At 37.7% G+C, this 13,953-nt stretch carries 11 protein-coding genes; all 11 read right to left on the bottom strand.

What is annotated here, in order from left to right; all coding sequences use genetic code 11:
• Nucleotides 1-277 precede the first annotated feature (277 nt).
• On the bottom strand, nt 278-1,438 hold the full coding sequence (locus NSA47_RS12255; RefSeq protein WP_257532409.1) for an amidohydrolase: 1,161 nt from the start codon (nt 1,436-1,438) through the stop codon (nt 278-280).
• 12 nt (nt 1,439-1,450) lie between these two features.
• A complete protein-coding gene (locus NSA47_RS12250; RefSeq protein WP_257532407.1) occupies nt 1,451-1,768 on the bottom strand; it encodes a 2Fe-2S iron-sulfur cluster-binding protein in 318 nt (105 codons plus the stop codon).
• 35 nt (nt 1,769-1,803) lie between these two features.
• Nucleotides 1,804-3,618 (bottom strand): FAD-binding protein, encoded by a 1,815-nt coding sequence (locus NSA47_RS12245; RefSeq protein WP_257532405.1) that lies wholly within the window; start codon nt 3,616-3,618, stop codon nt 1,804-1,806.
• 74 nt (nt 3,619-3,692) lie between these two features.
• The gene (locus tag NSA47_RS12240; protein WP_257532403.1) at nt 3,693-4,439 is read right to left on the bottom strand and encodes an SDR family NAD(P)-dependent oxidoreductase; all 747 of its coding nucleotides are present in this window, start codon (nt 4,437-4,439) and stop codon (nt 3,693-3,695) included.
• A 72-nt stretch (nt 4,440-4,511) separates the two neighbouring features.
• Nucleotides 4,512-5,780 (bottom strand): NRAMP family divalent metal transporter, encoded by a 1,269-nt coding sequence (locus tag NSA47_RS12235; RefSeq protein ID WP_257532401.1) that lies wholly within the window; start codon nt 5,778-5,780, stop codon nt 4,512-4,514.
• A gap of 45 nt (nt 5,781-5,825) precedes the next feature.
• Nucleotides 5,826-6,317, bottom strand: a complete 492-nt coding sequence (locus NSA47_RS12230; RefSeq protein WP_257532399.1) for an L-2-amino-thiazoline-4-carboxylic acid hydrolase — start codon at nt 6,315-6,317, stop codon at nt 5,826-5,828.
• A gap of 31 nt (nt 6,318-6,348) precedes the next feature.
• The gene (locus NSA47_RS12225; RefSeq protein ID WP_257532397.1) at nt 6,349-7,623 is read right to left on the bottom strand and encodes an L-cysteine desulfidase family protein; all 1,275 of its coding nucleotides are present in this window, start codon (nt 7,621-7,623) and stop codon (nt 6,349-6,351) included.
• 167 nt (nt 7,624-7,790) lie between these two features.
• Entirely contained in the window at nt 7,791-9,545 is a 1,755-nt protein-coding gene (locus NSA47_RS12220; RefSeq protein ID WP_257532394.1) for a sigma 54-interacting transcriptional regulator, read from the bottom strand.
• A gap of 324 nt (nt 9,546-9,869) precedes the next feature.
• A complete protein-coding gene (locus NSA47_RS12215) occupies nt 9,870-11,429 on the bottom strand; it encodes a hydantoinase/oxoprolinase N-terminal domain-containing protein (RefSeq protein WP_257532392.1) in 1,560 nt (519 codons plus the stop codon).
• The gene (locus NSA47_RS12210; RefSeq protein WP_257532390.1) at nt 11,422-12,522 is read right to left on the bottom strand and encodes an S-methyl thiohydantoin desulfurase family protein; all 1,101 of its coding nucleotides are present in this window, start codon (nt 12,520-12,522) and stop codon (nt 11,422-11,424) included. The genes NSA47_RS12215 and NSA47_RS12210 overlap by 8 nt, the downstream gene beginning before the upstream one ends.
• Nucleotides 12,522-13,880 (bottom strand): purine-cytosine permease family protein, encoded by a 1,359-nt coding sequence (locus NSA47_RS12205; protein ID WP_257532388.1) that lies wholly within the window; start codon nt 13,878-13,880, stop codon nt 12,522-12,524. The genes NSA47_RS12210 and NSA47_RS12205 overlap by 1 nt, the downstream gene beginning before the upstream one ends.
• Nucleotides 13,881-13,953: the final 73 nt, after the last annotated feature.

The following is a 13,953-nucleotide window of genomic DNA, read 5'->3' as shown; positions in this document are numbered from 1 at the left end:
CCTAATTCATAGCTTTCTTCTACCTTGATTTTTTGCTTTTTATCTCAAGGTTTATTTGTTATGCCCTTTTTTATTCATTCACTATATTACTTTCAAATTTAGTTGTTGACATATTACCAGATTGCTTTTTAAAACAAAGATTCTTTATGCCTTTATTTGATTATACGTAATTTTTTTGGAAAATGCTTCAAAAATATCAAAATTTAAAGAAAAAGAAAAAGTTTTAAAACAAAACTAGCCTTTTCACCAATGGTGAAAAGGCTAGTTTGATATCCTATTAATTGCAATGTTCCATGACGATTTGAGCTAATAATGCTGTTCCGTTTTTCAAAACATTTTCATTAATATTAAATTTCTCATGATGATGGGGGTAAGTAATTTCCTTACCTGTTTCCCTAGCTCCCAAGAAAATCAACGCTCCGGGTACTTTTTCTAAATAAATAGCAAAATCTTCCCCTCCCATTATCTTTGTCATAGGAACAATGCATTCTTCACCAAATAATTTGATAGCTGCTTCATGAGCTTTTTGAGAGCAAGCTTCACTATTAATGGTGGGTGGTGTTCCAAACTCATAGTGAAAATCTATTTTTGCCCTATAGGCCTTGGCTATATTGAAGGCTATTCTCTCGAGAATAATAGGCAATTGCTGTCTAATTTCTTTATTGAAGCATCGAGTAGTTCCCTCCATATAAGCTTCCTTGGCAATGACATTATATTTTTCCCCTGCATTTAGTTTCCCTATACTCACTACTACTGCTTCTAATGGATCAATCTCCCTGCTGACTAAGGATTGTAGATTAAGGAGTATGGAAGAGGCCACTAGGGCCGCATCAATTCCTTGATGGGGAGATGCTCCATGACCACCCTTTCCATGAACTTTTATTGAAAATTTATCCGCCGAAGCCATTCTAGGACCTGCTTCTAGAGAAATTCCTCCACTATCTAAATCGGCCCAAGAATGAAGCGCATAAATAAAATCTAGATCCTCTAGTTCTCCAGATTGTACTAATTGTTTTGCCCCCTCTATGATTTCCTCTGCAGGTTGAAAGATTAGTTTTATTCTCCCTTGTATTCTTCCCCTTACCTCTTTTAAAATTTTAGCCACTCCCAGTAGCATAGCCACATGGCTATCATGGCCACAGGCATGCATAACCCCAGTATTCTTAGAGCAATATTCTATTTCATTTTTTTCCACTATATTTAATGCATCCATATCTGCTCGCAGTCCTATTACTGGTCCCGGGTGATCTCCTTCTATTGTTGCGATCACTCCAGTCCCTGCCACTGAAACATAAGATATGTTCATTCTATCCAGCTCTTCTTTTATCTTTTGTGATGTTTTTTCTTCCTGCCAGCTGAGTTCAGGATAAGTGTGAAAATGACGTCTTAGATCAATGATATAATCCTCATACTTCTCTGCTAGCTCTTTAATTTCCATTAAAACAACTCCTTATCCTTTTTGTGTCACCAAGTCTTTAATTATCTTGCGATTAGGCATAGGTTCTAAAATAAGTTTATCATATTCATTCGCTACACATATACATGCCATCTTTACCCTGCCGTTCACCTTTAATGTGCATCTTCCACAAATTCCATGGTTGCATACACTGTGCTTATAATAACGAATGGAACTATCCATATTGAAAGAGATATAATCCAAAACATCCATGACGGTCCAATTTTCTTCTTGTGGTACTGGTACTTCAAATTCATCAAAATATCCTTCTTGATCTTTATTATAATCAAACCGATATATTTTAACTTTCATTTATCTTCACCCCCGAATATAGTAATAGGAAATGTTTAGCCTTTATACTGCAAGTCTTTGTCTAGGAAATATTCAATGACATTTTCTTTTTTCCCTGTTGGTAAGGGGATCTTTGTTACAATAGGCTTTCTCGTTTCCAATTCCATTTTTCCATTATTATTTTTAGAAATTATCCTATACATATAATGATCATGATTAATTTCTGGGTAATCGCTTCGAATATGGCATCCTCGACTTTCTTTTCTCATCAATGCCGCTTTAATCGCTGCTTCTGCACAGATGAGTAAGTTTTCTACTTGTAAATAATCTATCCATTCATAGTTATAGCTAGGAGACTTTTCTTTAAAATAAATATTCGGTAACCCCTCTTCTCTAATACGCTCTAGCTCTTTTAGGGCTTTTAACAATCCTGCTTCATTTCTTATCATACCAAAGCCTTCATCACATACTTTTTCAATGTCTTGATGAACATGAATGGAGCTAATCCCTTTCTCTGCTTTAAAAGGTCGAGTAATTCTTTCCAATACAGTATCTCTATAAGAAATATCAATACCCAAACCTTGGGTATCTTGAGCAAATTCAGCGGCACTGAGTCCAGCTCTATACCCTTGACAAAGCATCTCTGTTAGCCCATCTCGTACCCTATTGGCACCAAAGACACCGCTAGTTACCTCACCAGCAGCATATAACCCTAGAACATCGGTCTTCATCTTTTCATCCACAAGTATGCCACCCATACTATATTCATAGCCAAGGCCTACTTCTATTAACCCATCTTTCAACATTTTTTCCTTCACTATGGACATATCTTCCCCTTTATAATATCCATGTTTATGCCAAGCAGAAAAACGTTCAAAGAAATTTTCCAAAGATTGGATCAATATATCTTTGTCATTGTCCCTATAGTCTAAATATACACCATCATTTTTAGTCCCTCGCCCTTCTTGTATGGCCTTGCCCCAATAATACATACTGACAAGTTTACTTAATTTTTTCCCTCTGGATAATTTAATGATTTCCTCAGGGATATCTATTGCCTCTCCCTTTGCATCCCTTACATCATATTTTACATCCCTCATGTTAAATTCCATGACAAAGGGATATATGGAACCTTTCATTTCATTAGGGTACAATGCCGTTGCAAAGGCCAGCAAAAATTCCATATCTGCTAGCTTGACCCCTGCTCTATAGGCCATTCCTATTCCGTCCCCGGTCATATCCGTCACTGTATTTTTCAAGGTACATGGTTGAAAACCTCCCGTTCCCAAGACTACAGCTTTGGCTTCAAACTGAATAATTTCACCTGTATAAATATCTATTCCAATGGCGCCATTGGCTTGACCATCTTTAACCAATAATTCCACCACCATAACATCCTCTAAAACTTCAATTTCTGGATTTTCCTTTAATCCCTGTTTCAAGGCTTTGGTCCAAGAAATTCCAGCGGATATCCATGTAGAAGGGGGTGAAAACAGAAAGGATTGCCCCGCTTTTTCTCCCCACTGGAGTAATTCATGAACAATTTCAGGACTCTCTTCTACATATTGTTCCACCATATTTTGATCACTCATAAAGTAGGATTCTTTAACAATATTTTCAAATAAAATATCCTTAGTAAAGCTAGGATCGGCATTTTCTTTCCCGCATACATGGTACGCACTTTCTCCATCTACTGAAAAGCCACCGCCGGCCATAATAGCGTTACCACTATATCCTACCTTTCCTTTTGAAACTAATAACACCTTAGCACCAGATCTTTTTGCCCCAATAGCAGCTGTGACACCGGCGCCGGAACCTCCAACAACTAAAACATCGGTCTCTATTGTTCTATTTATTTCACCTATTTTCATTATTCAATTCATCCCTTCATCCATTTTAGGAGATTATTGGCTTGTATTTCTTTTCTCTATAATATTTTTATTTTTTAATCAGGAAAAGTATAAATATGTCCTCCACCACATATGGCCAACATATCCCCTGTAATATATGAGCTTCTTTGGGAAGCTAAGAAAAGAGCTCCCTCCGCAATATCTTCTGACTGACACATTCTTTTTAAGATATATCTAGAATTCATTCTTTCTCTAAATTCCTCTGGATTTTCTGCCTGTTCAAACCTTGCTTTGGTCATAGGTGTTTCTGTCAAAGCTGGCAATATCCCATTTACTCGAATATGAGGACCACATTCTATAGCTAGACACTTTGTAAACATAACCACAGCGGCTTTTGATGGGCAATAGGCGATTCTCTCGGGGATGGCTTTTACCCCAAGTTCAGAAGCAATATTAATAATCGCTGCCCCTTTTGACTTGTTAAGCTCTGGTACTGCCGCCTTACAAACATTATATACTGCGAAGACATTGACTTTGAATTGTCTTTCAAATTCCTCAGCATTGGTGTTCTCTATAGTTCCCACTCCAGTAATTCCAGCACAGTTTACCACAATATCTAATTGATCAAATCTTTTCATACACTCTTCAACTACGTTTTGTGCCTGGGAAAATAGAGTTAGATCCGCTTTCTTGTACTCATAGTTTTCATTTTTGATGGTAGAACTCTCTTCTAGTCCACAGCCAAATACCGACGCTCCTTGGCTTAAAAACTTTTTTGCTATCACTTCTCCTATCCCTGAACTAGATCCTGTTATCAAGGCTACCTTGCCATGCAATTCCATTGAAATCCCCCCGTTTTTAAAAGTATATATGAGTAAATTGTATAGTCAAACAGACTATACAATTTACTTTATTTAGCCTATAAACTTTGTTATATAGGTAATCACTGCATAGAGATTAAATAAAACAATAACTGCAGCTACTAAGGTTGTATACCATTTATTTTTATATTCTCCTGCATGTTTTTCACTACTTGTAAAATAGGTTAGTAATAGGATGATAACAAATCCCCCTATATTCAAAAACCCAAGGAAATTAATTAGCAATCCCATGGCATATTTTGCTGCAAACCCACCTAATATAGAAACTACAATTCCTACCCAAATAATTTTTTTAACTTTTGTGTTATTCAAACTATCCCCTTCAATATTGAAAAGAGTACTTATCCCTTGGGAAGCAAGACTTGACATGCCTCCAATGGTGGTGAAGAGGGCTCCGAAAAATCCTGCTGCAAAAATCCACTTTGCAGCTGAACCTACAATAGGCTCAAGGGCTATAGCTGCATCTAAAGAGTTGTTTACAGCTATGCCTGCAGGGTTTAACACAGCAGCTGCAGAGATATAAGCCCCCACACTAAAGATCGTAAAGAGAAGTGCAAAATAAACTTGGTCCCAAGCGATAAACTTTAAATTTTTAGGGCTTGTCCAGTTGTTATCCTTTACTCCATAGGAATACCATGCAGCAGATGTTCCAGGGGCTGATCCTCCAATGATTCCTGCTATAATACCTGCCTGGGCTAAAGGGGGAAGTTTAGGTACCATCCCTCCTACTATAGCGCTGGCTTCTGGTTTAATAATAATTAAATTAATTAAATACAAAATAGATGTAACCGTTACCATAATAGACGCAATTTTTAATGCACTGTTTTTCCCCTGGGTAAATACATACCCTGCTAAAAGTTCTATTAAAATAAAAGCAACAATAGATATTGGACCAGTAGATCCAATGGTAAATTGTACTAAATTTAACATGGCCGATCCTTGAGAAAAAATAACCATAAACCAAGTACATAAAACTACTCCCAACAATACTTTTGAAAAGGTAGGGTTTATTTTTTCCCCTAAGTATTCATACACATTTTTTCCTGATAAGCAGGCGACTTTTCCACCAATATAGGCAACCATTCCATTCATTACCCCACTTAATACCACTACCCATAAAAGCATATAACCATAGTTTGCACCTGCTGTTAAAACTGAAGATAATGTTCCTGGTCCCATTGCTGCAGACATCAGAATTGAGCCAGCCCCCACAAAAGACATAATATAAGACATTTTTTTAAAAACATTTGCCTTTGGCATATTAAATTCCCTTATCAATGGAGATGCATTATTTGCACTCATCCTATATTCCTCCCCGTTTTCATATAAATAACTATATACTTATTTTTATTTTATCTTCTGAATAAGAAGTGTACATTTTTCGTCCCCATCCAACATGTTGTTTGTATGAGTACATTGAATATCTGGATTATAACTGCTAAATTTTGCTTGATCCACATAGCAATAAAGTCTAGCTAGCTTTGGATCCATATCTTGTAACCATTGCTCTGCCAAAGGACAATAGGAAACATCCACTTTTAATTCCTTATCTTTTTCCACTGTCTCACTAATAAGATCCCATCCTAACTTTGGTAAATCTGGTATTTGAAAATAGTTTGTCAATGTACATTCCAGATTTTTTTCTTTTACTCCTTTTTGTACTCTTTCACCACAGGACTTACCAAAATCATGAATAGCTTCTAATATTAATTTTTCTGCCTCTTCCCTTCCAAATTTTTTCAAAAGAGTTTCTGCAAAAGATTGATATAACATTGCGGTCCTCTGAACTCCCAAAACTACTTGTTCTCTTGCCTCTTGTGTTGTAATATTTTGTGACATTTTTTCCCCTCCAATTTTGAACTCTTCATTTTTAATTATACATCGCTGATATCACACTCTTGTCTACATTGAACATTCCTTCTTGACTTATTTTACCTAGATTTTCTAAGGTCTTTTGTAAGCTGCTAGCCACTATTCCATTTCCTTCAGGTACCTTCACCCCCTCTTTTGCTAGAAGTGCACCTTGCCATGCCATACCAGCACTTGCACTTAATTTTAATGCACACCCTACCTTCCCACCATCACAAATCATTCCAGCTAATCCTGAAATAACGTTAATGATTGCTCTCTCTATATCTTCCATTCCCCCTTCCAAAAGATGAACAATTCCTGCCCCTGCACCAGCACCTGCAGATACCCCGCAACCACAGATGGGAGACAATCTTCCAATATATTCTTTGATATAGGTATTTACCATATGACTAATGGCCAGAGCTTGAACAACTTTTTCCTTCCCACTTTTTAAATGCTCTGCCACGATAGATATAGGGATGATGGAGATTATCCCATTATTGCCACTCCCTGAGCTACTCATTACCGGGAGTCTTACTCCTGCCATGCGGGCATCACATGCCGCAGAAGTATATAGGGTAATTTTGCTATTTAAATCCTTTCCCCAGAATCCTTTCTCTACAATCTTTTCCCATGACTTCCCTAGATTCATTCCTTTCTCCATTTTTAAGCCTGCCTCTGCCATGGTCATATTTAGGCTGATTCCTTCTAAAAGAAACTCTAAAGAAGAATAGGGGGCTTCCAAAATTTTACCTATTAATTCTTTTAATGGATATTTTGCTAAGGATTTGCTATTCTTCATATTTCTCTTTGTATTGCTTTTTCTATCTATAATGACTTGACTAGATCTTTCTAAAAACACTAAGTTGGTATGACGTTCTGCAATGATTGCCTTGCTATCCTCCCTATCCGTAGTGATTCCCACCTCTATATAGACACTGGGAGAATCATACAATATTTCCACCTCTATAGGGACTTCTCTTTGTAGGTTCATGGCCATCTCGATATCTTCATCGGTTAATGGAGATAAAATGGTAAGATCAAAAGCGGGCTCTTGAATACAAATACCTAGAGCTAAAGCGGTTTCTATTCCCGTATGATGGGTACCAGGTATCCCCACTGCTTTTGCATTTTTATATACATTTGAACTAAGACTTAGTTTTATTCTTTTTATTTTCCCCTCTAAAGAATGATGGGCATAGGCAGATGCTAAAGCAATAGCAACTGGTTCAGTACAACCTATAGCAGGAACCACTTCTTCTTTTAATAGATTGACGATTTCTTCCGTATTCATGCTATAATACCTCCTCCGAATATAGTGAAATTTTTAGGCATTCACTATAGAGATACTGCAATTCCCGTGCCAGTTTTTTAATTTTTCTCATCCTGCTTATTCAGGGGGTTTTGGAGTTCTTCATTTAAAACTAATGTTCTTGTTTTATCAAAAATGAGAAACCCATCTCAATATTGAGATAGTTTTCTATATAGTGTTGCTCTGCTTATTCCTAAATCCTTTGCAGCCTTTTCCTTTCCTTCATCTGACCATCCATAACGTTCTAAGTATTTCTCAATGGTTTCCCTTTCATATTCTTTTACCCTTTCCTTAAGAGATTTTGTTTGATTATAGGAAAAGGCCCTAAATCTATCCCGAATATCCCCTAATTGAATTAGCTCCCCTTCTGCAAAATTTATCCCATATTCTATAATGTTTTCTAATTCCCTCACATTACCCGGCCAAGAGTATTTCAATAGGAAATCCTTTGCTTCCTCAGTAAATCCCTTTATACTTTTCTTAAATCTTTTATTATAGAGTCTTAAAAAATATTCTGCCAAAACTAAAACATCTTCTGGTCTTTTGTCAAGGGAAGGTAAAGATAGTGGAATTACATTTAAACGATAATATAAATCTTCTCTAAACATTCTTTTTTCAATAAGCTCTTCCAAATTTTTATTTGTGGCAGCAATAATCCGGATGTCTAATTTTTGAGACTTTAGCCCCCCTATCTTGGTTACTCTTTTTTCTTGTAAAACTCTCAGTAATTTCGCTTGTAAAAATAAAGGCATATCTCCTATTTCATCTAGAAAGAAAGTCCCTTTGTTGGCCAATTCCATTTTTCCAATTTTTCCTTTTTTGTTAGCCCCAGTAAAGGCCCCAGGTTCATAGCCGAATAATTCACTTTCTAATAAAGACTCAGGTATTGCGCTGCAGTTAATACTGACAAAGGGGTATTCCGCCCTTGGGCTAGCATTATGGATAGCCCGTGCAAAAACTTCCTTACCTGTCCCGCTCTCTCCCACGATTAATACGGTGGAATCAAAATTTGCAACTTTTATTGCCCTGTTTTTTACTTGCATCAAGGCATCACTAACACCAATTAGAGTATTGAAAGTAAAGTCAGTATTTTTTTCCCTTAATCTAAAAGCTGATTTTTGAATATTATCTAAATCTGTAAAGGTACTGACAACTCCTGCAATATTGCCCTCCTTATAGATAATTTTTGCTGTCGTCAGAAAACCTTTTTTATATCCTTGTCTTTCATAATATTCTTCTTGATCAAAATAATCTGTTCTGTCCTCAATGGCTTTTAGAATAAGCGGATTATCCCAAATACTATTAATAGAGGTGTTTTTTATATCATGAATACAATGATTAAGATCTAATAAATCTATAGCTTTTTCATTGATATGAGTTATCCTTCCTTGAGCATCGATGCAGATAACCCCTTGATTTACATTTTGTATGACCGCATCTAATTCTCTATTTCGTGTTTCTATTTCTTCAAACAAAATGATTTCCCCTACCTTGCTTGCTAAAAGCTGGGACATCTTTCCTAAAAAATTTAAAAATTGTTCTTTTCTCTCCTGCAGATACCTTTTTTGCTCTTCATCAAAAGCACAGATCCCTATAACCCCCATTACTTCCCCATTCCATATAATTGGCGAACAGATTTCATAGGTTTCTATACAATGATTCCTCTCACTACAATCAAAGCAGGTTTGTTCTTCTCCTGGTTCTTCAATAACTATGGTTTTTTTATTCTGAAGAACTTTAATAAAGGCCGATCCTTCCGGGGTATAATCTTTTATTTTTTCCTGATAAGGTCCAGTCCCTGCTATTCGAACTAGATTAGAATCAATAATGGTAACGTTACAATTTGCTGTAGCAGCAATAGCCTCTGCTATTTTCTGAACAGACTTAGCCGCCCTTCGTAGCATAGAAAGTCACTCCCCCCCTATATTTATCAATGCTCCTATAATTAAATATGGATTTTCAACTGGTTACATAGTTCTACAAACTTCTCAAAATTCCTTCCTAAAGGTTAGCAATTCAATATTTCAACTAAAAAAGCATCCTATATTCTAAGGAGAGCCCTTAGAATATAGGATGCCTTTCTCTTATTTGGGTATTAAGATGGCTTATTCCGTTCATCTATCAAAGGTGTCTACTTATATCTTAAGCTTATTGTACATCATTCAAAGTCTTCATATAATCCACTAATTCCCGAATCACAGCCTCTTGTGCATTATCAATGGTAGTTATTAAATCAAACTTCCTGCAGCTTTTACAGAAATTTTTGTTGCGTTGCCTGGAATATAGGCTAAGGGTACATCTTCTATATGGACAATCTCAATGGCATCAGGATTAGCCCCTGCCTGGATAGCCTCCTCCACCGCCAATTTTTTGGCTAATTCTAGAGTTTGTTCTCTGCCTAACTCGTCTAGGGAGAATACCTTCTCAATCTGTCCACTGGCTTGGGCTATTGCCGCGCCTATAGCATTAGCTACTCCCCCATTTTCGTGTTTAATCACTTGAGCAGCTCCCTTTAATTGCCCAGGTAATAAAACACTTCCTCCTCCCACTAAAATGACGGGAACTGGTTCAGCGCTGGTTTTGATTTTATCTATTTCCACTTCTACCATTTCTACATAACTATTGTAGATCTTTTTCATTAGGTTTTTGTCTAGATGCTGTACTAATGCTTTATCCCCTACATCGGCTACTCCCACAGCCACAGCTACATCTGTTGCGGTAAGGACATCTCCTCCAAACACCAATGCCCTATGGCTGATTTCATAACCTACACTCTCAGGACCTATTTTATACTCCCCATTGTCTTGGTCTAGGTGGATGATGGTTCCTCCTCCCAATCCAACAGAGGTGATGTCAGGCATCCTAAAATTGGTACGCACCCCACCGATCTCTACTGCTAAACTAGATTCCCTAGGAAATCCTTTAAACAATATGCCTACATCTGTTGTAGTTCCTCCTACGTCAACAGTGATGGCATTTTGTCTTTCCCCTAAATAAGAAGCTCCCCGCAGACTATTGGTGGGACCGCAGGCAATGGTAAATATAGGATACTTCATAGTGTATTCAATGGACATTAAAGTCCCATCATTTTGACAGAAGAACACTTTAGCATCAATATTTTCCTCCTTTAGAGCGTTGACAAAGCCCTCTGCAGTGCTTTTGGCCACATTGATAACACAGGCATTTAATATGGTAGCATTTTCCCTTTCTAAAAGTCCAATACTTCCTATTTCATTGGATAAAGATACATGCACATCCTCTCCCAAAACTTCTTTCATGATTTCCTCTGACCTAATTTCATGTTCCTTAGAAACGGGAGAAAATACAGAGGTAATGGCTATAGAGTCCACTTTTCCCTTTAGTTGGTGGGCAATCCTATATAATTCTTTTTGATCCAATGCAACAATCTCATTGCCATCAAATTCATGACCACCCTCTACAAGATAGACATGTTCTCCCATCACTTGCTTTAAATCTTCCGGGATACCCGCCAAGGGTTTTATTGCTAGGGTTGCTGGTGCTCCTATTCTAATGATGGCTATTTTATTTAAACCCTTACGCTCTACAATGGCATTGGTACAATGGGTAGTGCCCAACATGGCATAGTCAATTTTCCCCTTATCTACATGGGTTTCTTTTAATAATCTATCAATAGCCTTATAAATTCCAGTGCTGACATCCTTCGTGGTAGGAGTTTTTAATGAATGAATGATCTTGGCATTTTGATCCAACAATACAGCATCAGTATTTGTGCCCCCTACATCAATTCCTATTCTATAGCTATTCACATTGCGCCCTCCTTTGCTTCTGCAGTTCTTCCACTGGGATATAATCTGTATCATATTTAAAATATCTTGGTCCAACTAGCTCAATACCTTTTTCGGTGCGCCACATAGGATCACAGGGAATACCTATAACCACACATCGGGCTCCATAACGTATCCCCTCAGTAGTGATAGGAATACCTGTTTCAGCATCCAATACAGTAATGAGGTCTGGAGTTACACATAATAATTCTCCTTGGGATTCTGCAATTAAATGCTCATTTTGGAATTTCAACTTACACTGCTTACCACTATACTCGTCTAAACCTTGGATGCTCGCTTCTCCCCGGGCAAACCCTCCTTGGGTCTTTCGTTCTATATCTACAACTTTCCCGCTAAATAGCTGATAGCCCCGTAACAACTCCAATAGTTCTGCAATAGGATTGATGTTGGTGGCTCTTCCCTTTGTAATAATTTCTCCTATTTTCTGTTCTAGGGAGAGAGAACCTCTTACGGCAGAAGTCTTTACCTGTAATCCATTCATGGGGTAAATAGCCAGCATAACCGATCCCCCCATGGTCACCGTAGCTGACCGAGCTATTTTTTCTGCCCACAATCCATCTATAGTTTCCAAGACAATGCTATTTCCCTTTTCATCGGATAATACCATGGGGGTAGATTGCACCCCATTGATATAAAAGGTAACCATTTGTAATTCGGGAAAAGCTCTCCCCATACCATCGACGTCCACTACTGGCAACCCACATTCTGCTGCAAGAGCTAATGGCAATAGAGAGTTAACTCCACCAGCTTCAATGGGCATGGTCGCTTTAATTTTTTTCCCCAATATTTTTTCTAGGGCTTTAAAGGAGGCCAAGGCCTCCTTCCCACTGGGAATCTTTTCTACCATGACCGTGGGTGCTCCCATCATTGCCGAAGGAACAATGATATCCTCATCATGGATTTCATCAATATCTAATAGCTGAATGGGGCCATATTCCTCTACAGCTTGTAGGGCCATAAGCTTTCCGATATAGGGGTCACCCCCTCCTCCTGTGCCTAATAGTGCAGCTCCAATGGCTATATTTTCTATTTCTTCCTTTCCTATCAAACGCATTATTTTTCCTCCTCTAGTATCGAATTCTTATGCCAAAATTTATTAATCCCTATTTGAATGACGAAGGCTACCACAAAAGAATCCAATCCCGATGCCCCTGTGATTGTAAAAATCCCCATTCCTGTGGGAGGTGCCGTCGTCAAAAATGCTACCGCTGAGGAAATTCCCCAGTTAATCAAACTGGGCCATCGAACTTCTTTAATCCTATCCATATTATCAAAGGTATAGTCTTTTTGATTCATAAAATAATCTGCTGCATATAGTCCTCCTACTGGAGGAATGAGTACACTTAAAAAGCTTAAAAAGGATATAAAATTATCATAAATTCCTGCAATAGCTAAGCCAGTACCGATAACTCCTGCTCCCAAAGTCAATACATATTTAGGAATCTTTTTAAACAAAATAGAAAAATTCAAAGATGCGGAATAAATATTGGTATTATTGGTAGTCCATTGGGCTAAAATGAGTACCACCATTGCCCCTGTTCCCCAACCAATTCCTATTAAAATAGAGATAATATCACTTTCACCAGTAGCTTTAGCCAGGATAGCAGAAATGCCTAATACCACTACAGTTCCTATGAAATATCCAAAGGTAGAAGATAAAATAGCATCCTTAGTGGTGCGGGCATACCGAGAATAGTCCGGTCCTATAATAACCCCAACCGCTAAAGAACCAATAACCATAGATATAGCAGACCCTAAAGGAATAGGTGTTCCTACCACAGGTGCATTCATTAATTGTGTGAATGTAAAATCCTTGAGAATGATATACAAAGAACCAAATAATAAGATAGCCAATAGAGGGACAGCAGCCACACTAAGTTTTTCTATAGCCTTGTAGCCAAACATAGCCGTTAAGGTCATAAGGACTCCCCCAAAAACAATCATTATGTCAGGGCTTACAGAAAGTCCCAAAACATTGTAAATTACCTGGGCTAAGGTATCTCCAAAGAGATCTAGCTGTACACCAAACCACCCGAATAAAGCAACGGATGTGACAATAGATACCCCCATGGCTCCTTTTTTCCCTAAAGAATAGGAGGACACTAAAGACATGGCTAATCCTGTTCGTGCCCCTACTATACAACAAATGCTACTGAGAATAGCCAAAATAAAGGATCCTATAAGGGTACTGATGATGGCTTGATTTAAGGACATCCCTCCTCCTAAGGCACCTCCTAGGGCTGTAGCTGATAAAGAGATAACTCCTCCTATCCATACCAAACCTAGAGTAAACCATCCCTGTCTTTCACCTTCAGGAACCGGTTGTCTTTCATAGTCCTTAATCATGGCCTTTTCTTCTATAAGTATTTTTTCTTCTATACAAACTTCTTCTTGAACACTTAATGGTTCCATCTCTTTCCCTCCATTCCGAATTTTCTGAATACTCCAAATATATTATTACTATAATAGATGAATCTACAACCCC

Source organism: Irregularibacter muris (genome assembly GCF_024622505.1).
Classification (GTDB): Bacteria; Bacillota; Clostridia; order Eubacteriales; family Garciellaceae; genus Irregularibacter; species Irregularibacter muris.
Note: the sequence above shows the minus strand (reverse complement) of the source record. Positions and strands in the feature narration are given on the sequence as shown.

Excerpts from the sequence above, each read along its gene's own strand:
- NSA47_RS12255 (WP_257532409.1), bottom strand. The coding sequence starts at position 1,438 with ATGGAAATTAAAGAGCTAGCAGAGAAGTATGAGGATTATATCATTGAT.
- NSA47_RS12250 (WP_257532407.1), bottom strand. The coding sequence starts at position 1,768 with ATGAAAGTTAAAATATATCGGTTTGATTATAATAAAGATCAAGAAGGA.
- NSA47_RS12245 (WP_257532405.1), bottom strand. The coding sequence starts at position 3,618 with ATGAAAATAGGTGAAATAAATAGAACAATAGAGACCGATGTTTTAGTT.
- NSA47_RS12240 (WP_257532403.1), bottom strand. The coding sequence starts at position 4,439 with ATGGAATTGCATGGCAAGGTAGCCTTGATAACAGGATCTAGTTCAGGG.
- NSA47_RS12235 (WP_257532401.1), bottom strand. The coding sequence starts at position 5,780 with ATGAGTGCAAATAATGCATCTCCATTGATAAGGGAATTTAATATGCCA.
- NSA47_RS12230 (WP_257532399.1), bottom strand. The coding sequence starts at position 6,317 with ATGTCACAAAATATTACAACACAAGAGGCAAGAGAACAAGTAGTTTTG.
- NSA47_RS12225 (WP_257532397.1), bottom strand. The coding sequence starts at position 7,623 with ATGAATACGGAAGAAATCGTCAATCTATTAAAAGAAGAAGTGGTTCCT.
- NSA47_RS12220 (WP_257532394.1), bottom strand. The coding sequence starts at position 9,545 with ATGCTACGAAGGGCGGCTAAGTCTGTTCAGAAAATAGCAGAGGCTATT.
- NSA47_RS12210 (WP_257532390.1), bottom strand. The coding sequence starts at position 12,522 with ATGCGTTTGATAGGAAAGGAAGAAATAGAAAATATAGCCATTGGAGCT.
- NSA47_RS12205 (WP_257532388.1), bottom strand. The coding sequence starts at position 13,880 with ATGGAACCATTAAGTGTTCAAGAAGAAGTTTGTATAGAAGAAAAAATA.